Consider the following 15,961-nt stretch of genomic DNA (forward strand, 5'->3'; position numbering starts at 1 on the left):
TTGAGCTCGATCACCACTGACCCCGCCGTGCTCGTGCTGGAGGACGGCCGCGTCTTCCGCGGCCGCGCCTACGGCGCGCTCGGCACCGCCCTCGGCGAAGCCGTGTTCTCCACCGGCATGACCGGCTACCAGGAGACCATCACCGACCCGTCCTACGCCGGCCAGCTCGTGGTGCAGACCGCACCGCACATCGGCAACACCGGCGTCAACGCCGCCGACGCCGAGTCCCGGCGGATCTGGGTGTCCGGCTACGTCGTGCGCGACGCCGCCCGTCGCCCGTCCAACTGGCGCTCCGAGGGCTCCCTGGACGAGCAGCTGGCCGCGCAGGGCGTCGTCGGCATCCAGGACGTCGACACCCGGGCGATCACCCGTCACCTGCGCGACCGCGGCGCGATGCGCGGCGGGATCTTCTCCGGGGACGCCGCGCTGCGCCCCGACGCCGAGCTCGTGGCCGCGGTCGGCGCGGCCGAGCGGATGGAGGGCCGCCGGCTCGCCGAGACCGTCTCGGCCCCGGAGGCCTACGTCGTCGAGCCCGCCGAGCACGGCTGGACGGGGCAGGTGCTGCACGAGCTCGTGGCGGTGGACCTCGGGATCAAGTCCATGACCCCGCACCGCTTCGCCGAGCGCGGGGTGCGCGTGCACGTGGTGCCCGCCGACACCGGTTTCGAGCAGATCCGGGCCCTGTCCCCGCGCGGGGTGTTCTTCTCCAACGGCCCCGGCGACCCCGCCACCGCCGAGCGCCAGGTGGAGACCCTGCGGGAGGTGCTGCGCGCCGGCATCCCGTTCTTCGGGATCTGCTTCGGCAACCAGCTGCTCGGCCGGGCCCTGGGCTTCGGCACCTACAAGCTCGTCTTCGGCCACCGCGGCATCAACCAGCCGGTGCTGGACCGCAGGACCCGCCGCGTGGAGATCACCGCCCACAACCACGGCTTCGCCGTGGACGCGCCCCTGGACGGCCCGGTCGAGGCGCCCCTGGGCGAGTTCGGCCGCGTCGAGGTCAGCCACGTGTGCCTCAACGACGACGTGGTGGAGGGCCTCAACTGCCTCGACCTGCCCGCGTTCTCGGTGCAGTACCACCCGGAGGCCGCCGCCGGCCCGCACGACGCCTCCTACCTCTTCGGCCGGTTCATCGAGCTGATGGACAGCCACCGGGACGGCCGCGCCGACCCGGGCATCGACAACGCCGTCCCCGGCGGCGCCCAGGGCGCCCAGAGCTCCGAGGACACCCCGAACGCACAGGAAGAAGGGCAGAACTGACATGCCGCGCAGGACAGATCTCACCAGCGTTCTGGTCATCGGCTCCGGGCCGATCGTCATCGGACAGGCCGCCGAGTTCGACTACTCGGGCACGCAGGCCCTCCGGGTGCTCAAGGAGGAGGGCCTGCGGGTCATCCTCGTGAACTCCAACCCGGCGACCATCATGACCGACCCCGAGTTCGCCGACGCGACCTACGTGGAGCCCATCACCCCCGAGGTGGTGGAGAAGATCATCGCCAAGGAGCGGCCCAACGCCGTGCTGCCGACCCTGGGCGGGCAGACGGCCCTCACCACGGCCATCGCCCTGGACGCGAACGGCGTGCTCGAGAAGTACGGCGTCGAGCTCATCGGGGCGGACGTCGAGGCGATCAACCTCGCCGAGGACCGGGAGGCGTTCAAGGGCGTCGTGGAGCGCTGCGGCGCCGAGTCCGCCCGCTCCGTGATCGTGCACTCCATGCCGGAGGCCCTCGCCGCCGCCGAGGAGCTCGGCTACCCCATGGTCGTGCGCCCCTCCTTCACGATGGGCGGGCTCGGCTCGGGCATGGCCTACGACGAGGAGGACCTGCACCGCATCGCCGGCGCCGGCATCCAGTACAGCCCCACCTCCGAGGTGCTCCTCGAGGAGTCCATCCTCGGCTGGAAGGAGTACGAGCTGGAGATGATGCGCGACAAGCACGACAACGTCGTGGTCGTGTGCTCCATCGAGAACCTCGATCCCGTGGGCGTGCACACCGGGGACTCGATCACCGTGGCCCCGGCCATGACGCTCACCGACCGCGAGTACCAGAAGCTGCGCGACATCGCGATCGCCGTGATCCGCGAGGTCGGGGTGGACACCGGCGGGTGCAACGTCCAGTTCGCGGTCGAGCCCGACACCGGCCGCGTCGTGGTCATCGAGATGAACCCCCGCGTCTCCCGGTCCTCGGCGCTGGCCTCCAAGGCCACCGGCTTCCCGATCGCCAAGATCGCCACGAAGCTGTCGCTGGGCTACACCCTCGACGAGATCCCCAACGACATCACCCGCAAGACCCCCGCGTCCTTCGAGCCGACCCTGGACTACGTCGTCGTGAAGATCCCGCGCTTCGCGTTCGAGAAGTTCCCGGCCGCGGACCCCACGCTGACCACCACCATGAAGTCCGTCGGCGAGGCCATGGCGATCGGGCGCAACTTCACCGAGGCGCTGCAGAAGGCCATGCGCTCCCTCGAGCAGAAGGACTCCGACTTCTCCTTCGTGCGCCTTGAGCTCGACGACGACGCCCTGGCGCGGCTCGTCGAGACCACCCGGACGCCCACCACGGAGCGGCTCCGGCAGGTGCAGCAGGCGCTGCTCGCGGGGGCCTCGGTGGAGCGGCTCTTCGAGGCCACGGGCATCGACCCCTGGTTCCTCGACCAGCTGGTGCTGCTCAACGAGGTCGCGGACGTCGTGCGCGAGGACGCCGACCTCACGGTCCGCACCCTGCGCCTGGCCAAGCGACACGGCTTCTCGGACGCCCAGATCGGCGAGCTCGCCCACCTGGACGAGGACGTGGTCCGCGGCGTGCGCCACGCCCTGGGCATCCGGCCCGTGTTCAAGACCGTGGACACGTGCGCCGCGGAGTTCGAGGCGTTCACCCCGTACCACTACTCCTCCTACGACGAGGAGAACGAGGTCGGCCGGCACGAGCGGCCCTCGATCATGATCCTCGGCTCCGGGCCGAACCGGATCGGGCAGGGCATCGAGTTCGACTACTCGTGCGTGCACGCGTCCATGGCGCTGCGCGAGGCCGGGCACGAGACCGTCATGGTCAACTGCAACCCGGAGACCGTCTCCACCGACTACGACGTCTCCACGCGGCTGTACTTCGAACCGCTGACCTTCGAGGACGTCATGGAGGTCGTCGAGGCGGAGCGGCGCACCGGCGGGCTGCTGGGGGTGTTCGTGCAGCTGGGCGGGCAGACCCCCCTCAAGCTCGCCGCCCAGCTCAAGGCCGCGGGCGTGCCCGTGCTCGGCACCACCCCCGAGGCCATCGACCTCGCCGAGGACCGCGGCGAGTTCGCCCGCGTGCTCGCCGGGGCCGGTCTGCGCCAGCCGAAGAACGGCACGGCGTCCACCTTCGAGGCCGCCAAGCGGATCGCCGACGACATCGGCTACCCGGTGCTCGTGCGCCCCTCGTACGTGCTCGGCGGCCGAGGCATGGAGATCGTCTACGACGAGCCGGCCCTGGCCCGCTACCTGCAGAACGCCACCGAGGTCTCCGCCTCGCGGCCCGCGCTGATCGACAAGTTCCTCGAGGACGCCGTCGAGATCGACGTGGACGCCCTCTACGACGGCCGGGAGCTCTACGTCGGCGGGGTCATGGAGCACCTCGAGGAGGCCGGCATCCACTCCGGGGACTCCGCGTGCACACTGCCCTCCATCACCCTCGGCCCGGACGTGGTCGAGCGCGTGCGCGAGGCCACGCTGGCCATCGCCCGCGGGGTGGGCGTGTGCGGGCTCATCAACATCCAGTTCGCCGTGGCCTCCGACATCCTCTATGTCATCGAGGCGAACCCGCGGGCCTCCCGCACGGTGCCGTTCGTGTCCAAGGCCACGGGCGTGCAGCTCGCCAAGGCCGCCGCCCTCATCGGCACCGGCACGACCATCGCCCAGCTGCGGTCCGACGGCCACCTGCCGCAGCGGATCGACGGATCCACGCTGCCCGCCTCGGCCCCGGTGGCCGTGAAGGAGGCCGTGCTGCCCTTCGCCCGGTTCCGCACCGCCGAGGGCGCCGTGGTCGACTCCCTGCTGGGCCCGGAGATGCGCTCCACCGGCGAGGTCATGGGCCTGGACAAGTACTTCGACACCGCCTTCGCCAAGGCCCAGGCCGCGGCCAACGTGTCCCTGCCCACGTCCGGGCGGATGTTCGTCTCCGTGGCCAACAAGGACAAGCGCTCCTCGATCGCCTACGTGCGGATGTTCCGCGACCTCGGCTTCGAGATCCTCGCCACCGGCGGGACCGCCGACGTGCTGCGCCGCAACGGCATCGAGTCCACCGTGGTCCGCAAGATCCGGGAGACGGCCCCCGGAGAGCGGACCATCGTGGACCTCATCGCGGACGGGGAGATCGACCTGATCTTCAACACCCCGGCCGGCGGCGCCGCCCGGGGCGACGGCTACGAGATCCGCGCCGCCGCCACCAGCGTGGGTGTGCCCCTGATGACCACGGTCTCCGTGCTGGGCGCCGCTCTCCAGGCCGTCACGGCGCTGCGCGCCTACTCGTGGGACGTGACGAGCCTGCAGGAGCACGAGCTGCGCCTCGCGGAGCTGGTCCGCGCCGGCGAGCTCGAGGCCGCGCGTGCCTGAGCCCGTCCCCGCGGCGCCCGCCGCCCCCGGCCGCGCCCCCTTCGGGGCGCGGCTGGGCGCCGCGGCGGCCGTGCACGGGCCGCTGTGCGTGGGGATCGACCCGCACCCGGCGCTGCTGGACGACTGGGGCCTGCCCCGCACCGCCGAGGGCCTGCGCCGGTTCACGCTGACGGTCCTCGAGGCGGCCGCCGGGCACGCCGCCGCGATCAAGCCGCAGGTGGCGCTGTACGAGCCCTACGGCGCCGCCGGCTTCGCCGTGCTCGAGGAGGTGCTCGCGCAGGCGCGGGCGGCGGAGCTGCTGACCGTGGCCGACGCCAAGCGCGGGGACATCGGCTCCACGATGGAGGCCTACGCGGCCGCGTGGCTGGGGGAGGGCTCCCCGCTCGCGGCCGACGCCGTGACCCTCAGCCCCTACCTCGGCTTCGAGTCGCTGCGCCCTGCCCTGGACCTCGCGGCCCGCACCGGCCGTGGCACCTTCGTGCTCGCGCTCACCTCCAACCCCGAGGGCCGCTCCGTCCAGCACGTGGGCGGCCGCGGCTCGGTGGCGGGCGCCGTGTGCGCGGCGGCCGCCGCCGAGAACGCCCGGCTCCTCGGGGCCGGGGACGCCGCCGCGACGGGCCTGGGCTCCTGCGGGCTCGTGGTGGGCGCCACGGTCGGCGGCGCCCTGACCGAGCTCGGCATCGACCTCACGGCGGTGCGCGGCCCGCTGCTGGCCCCCGGCTACGGCGCGCAGGGCGCCCGCGCCGAGGAGCTGCCGGCCGTGTTCGGCGCCGCGGCCGGCCAGGTGCTCGCGGCTTCGAGCCGGGCGATCCTGCGCCGGGGGCCGGCGGTGGCCGCGCTGCGGGAGGCGGTCCGCCGCTCCGCGGCGGAGCTGGCGGACGCCCTGGGCTGAGCCCCGCAGGGGCTCCCACGCCTCCTCCGGCCGGCTCCCCGGCGACGAGACCCCTGGTCACGCCACGGTCGTGTCGCCTTGCGAAGCATCGATGTTCATGTAGTTTCTTTAGCAAACGGGCTGTCCGTCCCTCCGCGGGACGGGGGCTGCAGTCCGTGGCGACGAGGAGGAACCACATGGCACTGCGTCCGTTGACCGACGACGAGCGAGCCGCCGCGAGGGAGAAGGCCACCAGGGCACGGACGGCGCGCGCCGACGTGAAGAAGGGGCTGCGCGAACGCCGCATGACGGTCGCCGAGATCCTCGAGCGCGCGGACCGGGACGAGGCCGTGAGCCGGCTGAAGGTCTCGGACCTGCTCGAGGCCACCCCCGGCATCGGCAAGGTCCGCTCCGCGGCGATCATGGACGAGATCGGCATCGCCCGCACCCGGCGGCTGCGCGGGCTCGGCGTCCACCAGCGCAGGGCGCTCATCGAGCACCTCGACCGCTGACGCCCGCGGGCGGGGCGCGGAGGGCCCGGGCACGATCCGCTAGATTGGGGGAAACACCCCAGTCCCAGGAGGATGCCTGTGAGCCCCGACGCGCCCCGCGCCGCGCGCCCGTCCCTGACCGTGCTCGCCGGACCCACCGCCGTGGGCAAGGGCACGGTCTCGACCTACGTCCGGGACCACTACCCGCAGGTGTGGCTGTCCGTGTCCGCGACCACCCGGGACCCCCGCCCCGGGGAGGTCGACGGCACGCACTACTTCTTCGTCTCCGACGAGGAGTTCGACGCCATGGCCCGCGACGGCCGGCTGCTCGAGTGGGCCGTGGTGCACAACTCGCACCGCTACGGCACGCTGCGCTCCACGGTGGAGGAGGCCCTCGGGCGCGGGCGCAGCGTCCTGCTCGAGATCGACCTGCAGGGCGCCCGCCAGATCCGCAGCACCATGCCGGAGGCCACCTTCGTGTTCCTCGCCCCGCCGAGCTGGGACGAGATGGTCGCCCGGCTCGTCGGCCGGGGCACCGAGACGGCCGCCGAACAGCAGGTCCGGCTGGAAACCGCTAAACTGGAACTCGCGGCAGAGCCGGAGTTCGACCACACCGTGATCAACGACCGGGTCGAGCGCGCCGCCGCCGAACTCGTGCAGCTCATGGGGGTCGACCCCGAGCCGGCATCCTGAGACCCGTCCACCCCGTCTGGAGCAATCGCTTGTCTACCCACACCGAAGGCATCATCAACCCGCCGATCGACGCCCTGCTGAAGAAGTCCGACTCCAAGTACGGGCTCGTCATCTTCGGCGCCCGGCGGGCCCGGCAGATCAACGCCTACTACTCGCAGCTGCACGAGGGCCTGTTCGAGTACGTCGGCCCGCTCGTGGACACCCAGCTCAACGAGAAGCCGCTGTCGATCTCCTTCCGGGAGATCGACGAGGGCCTGATCGAGGGCCGCCCGGTCGAGCACGCCGGGTTCGCCGAGAACGGCCAGCTCACCACGGAGGCCGACCTCGCGGCCGACGTCTTCGGCGCGGACTTCTTCGCCCAGGGCACCGAGGAGGACGCCGTGGACTTCTCCGTGGACGCCGCCTTCTCCGGCGGCACCTCGGTGGACTTCTCCTCCGCCGCCGAGGCCTCTGCCCCCGAGCCGCTGGGCGACCTGCCCGGCAGCGGCGCGGCCATCGCCGCCGACAACGCCTCCGACGGCGCCGGCGACGCCGCGGACGCCGCCCCGGAGGAGCCGGGGCGGGAGCCCGGGGACCTCCAGGACCAGTGAGCCGCCCCGCTGCCCTGCGACGGGGCGCGGCGGCATGAGGATCGTCCTCGGCATCGGCGGGGGCATCGCCGCGTACAAGGCGGCGCTGCTCCTGCGCCTGTTCACCGAGAGCGGCCACACCGTGGTCCCCGTCCCCACCGCGTCCGCGCTGCGCTTCGTGGGCGCCCCCACCTGGGAGGCGCTCTCGGGCCAGCGGGTCAGCACGGACGTGTTCGACCGGGTGGACGAGGTCAACCACGTCCACCAGGGCCAGTCCGCCGACCTCGTCGTCGTCGCCCCCGCGACCGCCGACCTCCTGGCGCGCGCCGCCCACGGGCACGCCGACGACCTGCTGACCACCACGCTGCTCGCCACCCGGGCGCCGGTGCTGTTCGCCCCGGCCATGCACACCGAGATGTGGCTCAACCCCGCCGTGCAGGCCAACGTGGCGACCCTGCGCGCCCACGGGCACACCGTGCTGGAGCCCGCGGACGGCCGGCTCACCGGCCCGGACTCGGGCCCGGGCCGGCTCCCCGAGCCCGAGGTCGTGCGTGACGCCGCCCTGCGCCTGGCCGGGCGCGGCGACGCCCCCGACGGCCCGCTGGCCGGCGCCCGGGTGCTGGTGAGCGCGGGCGGCACCCGCGAGCCCCTCGACCCCGTGCGGTTCCTGGGCAACCGCTCCTCCGGCAAGCAGGGCGTGGCGATCGCCGCCGCCGCCCGGGACGCCGGGGCGGCGGTCACCCTCGTGGCCGCCCACCTGGAGACCCCGGTTCCCGCCGGCGTCGAGGTCGTGCACGCCGGCACCGCCGAGCAGCTGCGCCGGGCCTGCGTGCGCGCCGCCGCCCGGGCCGACGTGGTGGTGATGGCCGCCGCGGTGGCCGACTACCGCCCGGCCCGGATCGCCGACGCCAAGCTGAAGAAGTCCGAGGACGGCACCAACCCCGTGCTGGAGCTGGTGCGCAACCCCGACATCCTCAAGGAGCTCGTGGACCTGCGCAACACCGCCCGGCGCCGCCAGCTCCTCGTCGGCTTCGCCGCCGAGACCGGGGACGCCGAGACCGACCCGCTGACGTTCGGGCGCCGGAAGCTCGTGCGCAAGGGCTGCGACCTGCTGGCCGTCAACCACGTGGGCGAGAACCTCGTCTTCGGCCAGGACACCACCGCGGTGACCGTGCTCAGCGCCGCCGGAGCCCCCGAGCAGGAGCTCGAGGGCTCCAAGACGGACGTGGCGCGCGGGCTCGTGGCGCGGATCGCGCAGGAGCTGGCCGGCGTCCGCGCCGGAGCCTGACCCGTCCGGGCCGGCGGCGCCGGTCGGATCTGCGTCGGTCGGGGCTGTGGCGTCCGGGGCTGTGGCGTCCGGGGCGACCGGTAGTGTGGTCTCCCGTGAGCGAGACGACCCAGCACCTGAGACTGTTCACCTCCGAGTCCGTCACGGAGGGGCACCCCGACAAGATCTGCGACCAGATCAGCGACTCCATCCTCGACGACCTCCTGCGCCAGGACCCCGAGTCCTCCGTGGCGGTCGAGACCATGGTGACCACCGGGCTGGTCCACGTCGCCGGTGAGGTGAAGACCCGGGGCTACGTGGAGATCCCCAACGTGGTGCGCAAGACCCTGCTCGACATCGGCTACAACTCCTCGGTGCACGGCTTCGACGGCGAGTTCTGCGGGGTGTCCATCAGCGTGGGGGAGCAGTCCCCGGAGATCTACGAGGGCGTCTTCCAGTCCCTCGAGGTCCGCGAGGGCACCGCCCGCGACGCCCGCGACGCCCAGGGCGCCGGGGACCAGGGCATCATGTTCGGCTACGCGTCCGACGAGACCGAGGTCCTGATGCCGGCGCCGATCTTCCTCGCCCACCGCCTCTCGGAGCAGCTCACCCGTGTGCGCAAGACCGCCGTGCTGCCCGGTCTGCGCCCCGACGGCAAGACGCAGGTGACCCTCGGCTACGACGGCGACCGCCCCGTCTCCGTGGACACCGTGGTGGTCTCCTCCCAGCATGTGGAGGGCTACGACCTCGACCAGCTCGCCTCCGACCTGCGGCAGAGCGTGGTCACCCCCGTGCTGGAGGAGTCCGGGCTGGACCTGTCCGGCACCCAGATCATCATCAACCCGGCCGGCAACTTCGTCCGGGGCGGGCCCGTGGGGGACGCGGGCCTGACCGGCCGCAAGATCATCGTGGACACCTACGGCGGTATGGCCCGCCACGGCGGGGGCGCCTTCTCCGGCAAGGACCCGTCGAAGGTCGACCGCTCCGCGGCGTACGCGATGCGGTGGGTCGCCAAGAACGTGGTGGCCGCCGGCCTGGCCTCCCGCGTGGAGGTGCAGGTCGCCTACGCGATCGGCCGTGCCGCGCCCGTCGGGCTCTACGTGGAGACGTTCGGCACCGAGACCGTCGACCCCGCCCGGATCGAGCACGCCATCCGCGAGGTCTTCGACCTGCGGCCGCTGGCCATCATCGAAGACCTCGACCTCAAGCGGCCCATCTACGCGCGCACCGCCGCGCACGGGCACTTCGGCCGCTCCGGGGACGAGTTCACGTGGGAGCGCACCGACCGCGTCGCGGACCTGCGGTCGGCCGCCGGGGTCTGATCGTGGACCCGGAGGACGCCGGGGCCGCCGCGGAGGGCCCGCGGCAGCTGTCGCTCCTCTCGGGCTTCCCGCCCCGGCCGCCGCGCGAGGACGCGAAGGGCGTGGGCGCCGTGCTCCCGGCCGCCCAGAACCCCGTGGCCCGGGTGCTGCTGGACACCCACGTCCCGCACCTGGACCGCCCCTTCGACTACCTGGTGCCGGCCGAGCTGGACTCCGTCGCGGTGCCCGGCGCCCGCGTCAAGGTGGGCTTCGGCGGCCAGGAGCTGACGGGCTGGGTGCTCGGGCGCGCCGCCGAGTCCGAGGTCATGCACCGGATCCAGCCCCTGCGCCGGGTCCTGTCCCCGCTGCCGGTGCTCGCCCCGGAGATCGCCCGGCTGGCCGAGGACGTGGCCGCCCGCTCGGCCGGCACGGTCGCCGACGTCGTGCGGGTGGCCGTCCCGCCCCGCGTGGCCCGCGTCGAGAAGGAGGTCGAGCAGCGGCTGGCCGAGGCGCCGGGACACTCCACCGGTCTGTCCCCGCACGCCCCGGGTCCCTCCCACGACGCCGCGCTGGCGGACTACGCCGGTGGCACCGCGTTCCTGGCGGAGCTCGCCGCGGGGGCTTCGCCGCGGGCCGTGCTCGAGGTGCTCCCCGCCCACCCCGCCCACGACTGGACCGACGTCCTGGCCGCCGCGATCGGCGCGGCGTGGCGGGCCGGGCGCGGGGCCGTCGCGGTAGTGGCCGACCAGAAGGCGCTGGCGCGACTCGAGCGCTCGGTCGCGGACGAGATCGGCGGGGAGCACCTCGTGCGCCTGCACGCCGAGGACGGGCCCACGCCCCGCTACCGGGCGTTCCTCGCCGCGGCCACCGGTCAGATCCGGGTGGTGCTGGGCACCCGGTCCGCCGCCTACGCCCCCGTGGACGACCTCGGGCTCGTGGCCTGTTTCGACGACGGCGACGAGAACCTCGTGGAGCAGCGCGCCCCCTACCAGCACGTCCGCGACGTGCTGCTGCTGCGCGCCGGGCGCACCGGGTGCGCGGCGCTGTTCGCCGGCCACGCCGTCAGCCCCGAGGCCCAGCGGCTCGTCGTCTCCGGGTGGGCCCGCCGGATCGCCCCCGCACGGGACGTGCTGCGCGTCCACGCGCCCCGCATCGTCTCCACCGCGGACTCCTTCCACGCCGCCCGGGACCCGCTGGCCTCGCGGGCCCGGCTGCCCGAGACCGCCTACCGCGCCGCCCGGGAGGCCCTCGAGCGCGGACCCGTCCTGGTCCAGGTGGCGCGCGCCGGCTACGCCCCGCACCTCGCGTGCGAGCGCTGCCGGGAGCCCGCCCGGTGCACCGCCTGCGAGGGGCCCCTCGGGGTCGTGTCCCGGCGCGGAGTGCCCCGCTGCGGGTGGTGCGGCCGGTCGGCCCACTCGTGGTCCTGCGCCGCCTGCGGGTCCCCGCGGATGCGCCTGGTCACCGTCGGGGCGCTGCGCACCGCCGAGGAGCTCGGGCGGGCCTTCCCGAAGGTGCCCGTGGTGGCGTCCTCGGGGGACGCGGTGCGCACGGACGTCGCCGCCGCGCCCGCCCTCGTCGTGGCCACCCCCGGCGCCGAGCCGGTCGCGGAGAGCGGCTACGCGGCGGCCCTGCTGCTCGACGGCAACCAGATGCTGATGCGCCCCGCCCTGCGCGCCGCCGAGCAGACGCTGCGCCGGTGGTTCAACGCCGCCGCGCTGGTGCGCCGGGCGCGGGACGGCGGGATCGTGGTGGTCACCGCGGAGCACGAGGCCGCCGTGGGCGCCCTCGTGCGGTGGGACCCGGCCGGGTACGCCGAGCGGGAGCTGGTGGAGCGCCAGGCCCTGGGGCTGCCCCCGGCCGTGCGCTCGGCGGCCGTGACGGGCCCGGCCCGGGCCGTTGCGGCGTTCCTGGCCGACCTCGAGCTGCCGCCCGCCGTGCGGGTGGTGGGACCCGCTCCGCTGGAGGACCACGAGCCCGGACCGGAGGGGGAGCCGGCGCCGCACCGGGCGCTGCTGTTCTTCGGCTACGGCGCGGCCGGCGAGGTCACCCGCCGGCTGCGGGCCGCCCGCTCCAAGGCCTCCGCGCTGCGCAAGCACCCGCCGGTGCACGTGCGCTGCGACGTCACCGACCTGCTCTGAGGTCCGCCCCCGCGGGGGTCCCGGGGGCGCCGGCCCGCCCGGCGGCGGGGCCGGGTGTTGGCGCACGGGCCGCGGTGTGATTGGTTGGTGTCCTGGGGCCGCGCCGCGGCCCGGAGTCGGAGGCCGTCGTGGGCGAAGAGGTCAGTTCCCGCAGCTACACGCGCGAGCAGCGCCAGCGCTACCGGGAGAAGGTCCGCGTGGACCTCGACGTGTTCGAGCAGATGCTCGCCCGCTCCTCGTTCGACTTCGACCGGCCCATGACGGGCCTGGAGATCGAGCTCAACCTCGTCGACGAGCAATTCGACCCGCACTTCCACAACGACGAGGTGCTCGCCGCGATCGCCGACCCCGGGTACCAGACCGAGCTGGCGCGGTACAACATCGAGCTCAACGTCCCGCCGCGCCCCCTGCCCGGACGTGCGGCCCTGGAGCTCGAGGAGGACCTGCGCACCTCGCTCAACGCCGCGGACGCGGCGGCCCGGGGGGTCGGCTCGCGGATCGTGACCATCGGGATCCTGCCCACCCTGCGGCCCGAGCACTACGAGCAGGAGTGGATCAGCGACAACAACCGCTACACAGCGCTCAACGACTCGATCTTCGTGGCCCGCGGCGAGGACATCCGCCTCGAGATCCAGGGGCCGACCGGCGAGGGGATCGACACCTGGTGCGACTCGATCGCCCCCGAGTCGGCGTGCACCAGCGTCCAGCTGCACCTGCAGGTCGCCCCCGCGCAGTTCGCCGCCCACTGGAACGCCGCCCAGGCGCTGTCCGCCCCGCAGCTGGCCCTCGGGGCTAACAGCCCGTACTTCTACGGCCGCCGGCTGCACGCCGAGACGCGGATCGCGCTGTTCACCCAGGCCACGGACACCCGCCCGGTCGAGCTGAAGAACCAGGGGGTGCGCCCGCGGGTGTTCTTCGGCGAGCGGTGGATCACCTCCATCTTCGACCTGTTCGAGGAGAACGTCCGCTGGTTCCCCGCGCTGCTCGCCGAGAGCTCCGAGGAGGACCCGGCCGCCAAGCTGCGGGCCGGGATCGCCCCGGACCTCTCGGAGCTGCGGCTGCACAACGGGACGGTCTACCGCTGGAACCGGCCGATCTACGACGTCGTGGCCGGCCGGCCGCACCTGCGGGTCGAGAACCGGGTGCTGCCCGCGGGTCCGACGATCACCGACGTGATGGCCAACGCCGCGTTCTACTACGGGGCCGCGCGCGTGCTGGCCCGCCAGGAGCGTCCGGTGTGGACCCGGATGAGCTTCCCGGCCTGCGCGGAGAACTTCACCCGCGCGGCCCGGGACGGCATCGACGCCCGGCTCTACTGGCCGGGGTTCGGGGAGGTCAGCGCCGACGAGCTCGTGCTGCGCCACCTCCTCCCACTGGCCCACCAGGGCCTCGAGGAGTGGGGGGTGGCCCCGGAGGTGCGGGATCGCTACCTGGGCATCATCGAGGGCCGGTGCGTCTCCGGGGTCAACGGCGCGGTGTGGCAGACCCGGGCGGTCGAGCACTTCGAACGCCACGGCGCCGACCGGCCCACGGCGCTGCGCCGGATGTTGCAGGCCTACACCGAGCACATGGACGACAACGAGCCGGTGCACACCTGGCCGGTGCCGTAGGGCGGCCGACCTCAACAAGGTATTCCGGTGCCGGCCGTCCCACGGCCATGGACGTGGGACACCGCTCCAGGACCGGTCGAGCGGTCGAGCCCCTCTCCGACTCGGCCGGACAGTCGATCGGGTCCCCAGTACGTGGTGCCGAGGCGGCTTCTCGGCTCCGTCAGACCACCACCCTCCGTCGTTCTGAGTCGCAGATACGGCCGCGACTGTCCCGGAGGAGACGTGTTGCGACCGATGGGATGCGAGACGTCTCATCGGAGAAATTTTCGTCCGCATGTTTCCGCGGTTCAGTCTGTCTCGCATCCTTGTGCTTTATCCGCACCCCTAGAATCGGATACTCAACGTTGGTTGCGAGACATATGAGGTGGACGTGGGGAAGCTGATCGGGTATGCCCGAGTGTCGACACGGCAGCAAGACGCAGACCGCCAAGTGTCTGACCTGCTGGCCGCCGGCGTGCGGCGCGATGACATATATGTAGACAGTGGAGTGTCTGGAGGGCGTGCTTCGCGTCCGTCCTTGGACAAGGCAGTGGCCGCGCTCGAGGAGGGTGACACGCTGGTGATCACCACGCTGGACCGCCTGGGGCGGTCGACGCAGAACATGCTGGTCTTCGCCGAAGCGCTGCGGGGGAGAGGCGCTGGGTTGCGGGTGCTCAACCTCGGTGGGGGAGACGTGGACACCGCCACCCCGATGGGCTCGATGGTCTTCACCGTCATGGCCGCGCTGGCGCAGATGGAGTTGGAGATCAAGCGGGAGCGGATCACCGACTCGGTCGCCAAGCGCCGGGCCGCCGGCAAGGACCTCGGCGGGCGGCGCCAGACCTTCACCGACTCCCAGATCCGCAATGCGCTGCGACTCATTGATGGTGGAGAGCCAGCCACCCAGGTCGCCCGGGACCTCGGCATGTCCCGGGCTACTCTGTACCGGCGCATCCGGGAGCTGCCGCAGCCGACGCCCCTGTGAAGCCCGTCCTCGTGAAAGGAAGTCCTCAGCCAGTGAGCCGCGTGCGTGAAGTCCTGCGGATGCAGGCCTCCCACAACGACCACCACGTGGCCCTGCGCACCGCGATCGGGGTCGGCGTGCCCTTGCTGCTGCTCGTGGGGATCGGTCGGATCGACCTGGCGATCTTCGCCACCTTCGGGGCCTTCACAGGCATCTATGGGCGCAATCAGCCCCACCGTCAACGATTGATCCACCAGGCCACCGCCGGAACAACGCTACTGGTGACCATCCTGGTCGGGGCAGTGGCCTCCCGAGCCGGGATCGGGGACTGGGGCATCGTGGCCGGGGCCACGCTCGTGGCCGGGGCGGCCGCACTGGTAATCGGGCTGAGCCGGCTCAAGCCGGCGGGATCCCTGTTCCACATCTTCACCTTCGGCGCCATCGCCTCCGTGCCTACCCACCCGCCGCTGTGGCAAGGCCTCCTCACCGCCGCCCTGACCGTGGCCTTCGCTCTTGCGGTGAGTGTGGCCACCCGCCTCCTGCCCTCGCATCGCAGTCCATGGACGAGACCGACGACGACCCCGTTGACGAAGCCAGAACGCCGCACAGTCCTGCGGGAGGCCGCCCGGTACGCCATTGCTGCCGGGACGGCCGGGTCGATCGCCACGGCCCTGGGGATCGGCCACAACTACTGGGCCATGGTCGCTGCCGTCGTACCCCTGGTGGGACCCACCGTCACCCACCGCCTGGGGCGCGGAGTGAATCGTGTCCTGGGTACCACCATGGGCCTGGGGCTCACGCTGATGATCCTGCTCCTCGGGCTCGAACCGTGGGCCATGGTGCTGGTCATCGCGGTCCTGCAGTTCTGCACCGAGATGTTCGTCGTGCGGCAGTATGCCATCGCCCAGACCTTCGTGACCCCCATGGCGTTGATCAGCACCGAGCTGGCCCACCCCAGCCCGCCCGCCCTGGTCATCCAGGACCGCGCGATCGAGACCCTCATCGGCTGCGCTGTCGGCTTCCTGGTCGTGCTCGCAGCGCACTTTCTCTCAGCATTGCGCGCCACCCGGGCCGCTGAGGTCTAGAAACCCCTCGGAGGAGTACGCCACCGGCGACTGTGCCTCCCTGGTGCCGGCGGCCACCCTTGGCCGTGGACCCTCCGGCCTGCGCCGGCCACCTGCAGGCCAGGCACACGAAGGGAGAAGGTCTGCACCAGCGTGGAGGAGGCGTTGAGGAGCATGTCGAGGAAATCCAGGGCCTTCGCCCTCTGAAAGTGGAGGCAAGAGATAGTGAAGGAACCTTTTCCGCTTTGCATATGGCCGGTTAGCGGCCGCCCCCTATGAAATGACGTCTAGGCCGGTCGTGAAGCTCTTGGATTGTGGGCATGCCGTCCGGGGTTCGACTCGGGAGAGCTAGAACGTGCGAGTGGACGTGGTTGACGCGCACATTGGTTAGGTGTGCAGGAAGGCGGCGCCGGCGCCCCGTGTGGGGTGCCGGCG

The 15,961-nt window shown here is 72.9% G+C and carries 12 protein-coding genes; all 12 read left to right on the forward strand.

The window, feature by feature from the left end:
- The gene (gene carA / locus ACFU0Y_RS05440) at window positions 1-1,257 is read left to right on the forward strand and encodes a glutamine-hydrolyzing carbamoyl-phosphate synthase small subunit (RefSeq protein ID WP_380213431.1); all 1,257 of its coding nucleotides are present in this window, start codon (window positions 1-3) and stop codon (window positions 1,255-1,257) included.
- 1 nt (window position 1,258) lies between these two features.
- Window positions 1,259-4,579 (forward strand): carbamoyl-phosphate synthase large subunit, encoded by a 3,321-nt coding sequence (carB, locus tag ACFU0Y_RS05445; protein WP_380213432.1) that lies wholly within the window; start codon window positions 1,259-1,261, stop codon window positions 4,577-4,579.
- On the forward strand, window positions 4,572-5,471 hold the full coding sequence (gene pyrF, locus ACFU0Y_RS05450; RefSeq protein WP_380213433.1) for an orotidine-5'-phosphate decarboxylase: 900 nt from the start codon (window positions 4,572-4,574) through the stop codon (window positions 5,469-5,471). Before carB ends, pyrF begins: the two co-directional genes overlap by 8 nt.
- 176 nt (window positions 5,472-5,647) lie before the next feature.
- Window positions 5,648-5,962: an integration host factor, actinobacterial type gene (gene mihF, locus ACFU0Y_RS05455; protein WP_380213434.1), complete on the forward strand. Its 315-nt coding sequence runs from the start codon at window positions 5,648-5,650 to the stop codon at window positions 5,960-5,962.
- Between the two features lie 72 nt (window positions 5,963-6,034).
- On the forward strand, window positions 6,035-6,634 hold the full coding sequence (gmk, locus tag ACFU0Y_RS05460; protein ID WP_380213435.1) for a guanylate kinase: 600 nt from the start codon (window positions 6,035-6,037) through the stop codon (window positions 6,632-6,634).
- Window positions 6,635-6,663: 29 nt separating this feature from the next.
- Entirely contained in the window at window positions 6,664-7,224 is a 561-nt protein-coding gene (gene rpoZ, locus ACFU0Y_RS05465) for a DNA-directed RNA polymerase subunit omega (protein WP_380213436.1), read from the forward strand.
- 34 nt (window positions 7,225-7,258) lie between these two features.
- Complete coding sequence (gene coaBC / locus ACFU0Y_RS05470) at window positions 7,259-8,491, forward strand: bifunctional phosphopantothenoylcysteine decarboxylase/phosphopantothenate--cysteine ligase CoaBC (RefSeq protein ID WP_380213437.1); 1,233 nt, start codon at window positions 7,259-7,261, stop codon at window positions 8,489-8,491.
- Between the two features lie 95 nt (window positions 8,492-8,586).
- Entirely contained in the window at window positions 8,587-9,792 is a 1,206-nt protein-coding gene (gene metK / locus ACFU0Y_RS05475; protein ID WP_380213438.1) for a methionine adenosyltransferase, read from the forward strand.
- Between the two features lie 2 nt (window positions 9,793-9,794).
- Window positions 9,795-11,909, forward strand: coding sequence for a primosomal protein N' (locus ACFU0Y_RS05480; RefSeq protein ID WP_380213439.1), 2,115 nt, complete (start codon window positions 9,795-9,797; stop codon window positions 11,907-11,909).
- A 128-nt stretch (window positions 11,910-12,037) separates the two neighbouring features.
- Complete coding sequence (locus tag ACFU0Y_RS05485) at window positions 12,038-13,519, forward strand: glutamate--cysteine ligase (protein ID WP_380213440.1); 1,482 nt, start codon at window positions 12,038-12,040, stop codon at window positions 13,517-13,519.
- A 370-nt stretch (window positions 13,520-13,889) separates the two neighbouring features.
- The gene (locus tag ACFU0Y_RS05490; protein WP_380213441.1) at window positions 13,890-14,483 is read left to right on the forward strand and encodes a recombinase family protein; all 594 of its coding nucleotides are present in this window, start codon (window positions 13,890-13,892) and stop codon (window positions 14,481-14,483) included.
- Between the two features lie 32 nt (window positions 14,484-14,515).
- Window positions 14,516-15,547 (forward strand): FUSC family protein, encoded by a 1,032-nt coding sequence (locus tag ACFU0Y_RS05495; RefSeq protein ID WP_380213442.1) that lies wholly within the window; start codon window positions 14,516-14,518, stop codon window positions 15,545-15,547.
- The last annotated feature ends 414 nt before the right edge of the window (window positions 15,548-15,961 follow it).

The sequence above is a fragment of the Kocuria sp. NPDC057446 genome (genome assembly GCF_042802875.1).
In the GTDB taxonomy this organism is placed as follows: domain Bacteria; phylum Actinomycetota; class Actinomycetes; order Actinomycetales; family Micrococcaceae; genus Kocuria.

What these genes read in the sequence shown, in the direction of transcription:
- coaBC (WP_380213437.1), top strand. Translation starts at nt 7,259, where the DNA reads ATGAGGATCGTCCTCGGCATCGGCGGGGGCATCGCCGCGTACAAGGCG.
- mihF (WP_380213434.1), top strand. Translation starts at nt 5,648, where the DNA reads ATGGCACTGCGTCCGTTGACCGACGACGAGCGAGCCGCCGCGAGGGAG.
- carB (WP_380213432.1), top strand. Translation starts at nt 1,259, where the DNA reads ATGCCGCGCAGGACAGATCTCACCAGCGTTCTGGTCATCGGCTCCGGG.
- gmk (WP_380213435.1), top strand. Translation starts at nt 6,035, where the DNA reads ATGCCTGTGAGCCCCGACGCGCCCCGCGCCGCGCGCCCGTCCCTGACC.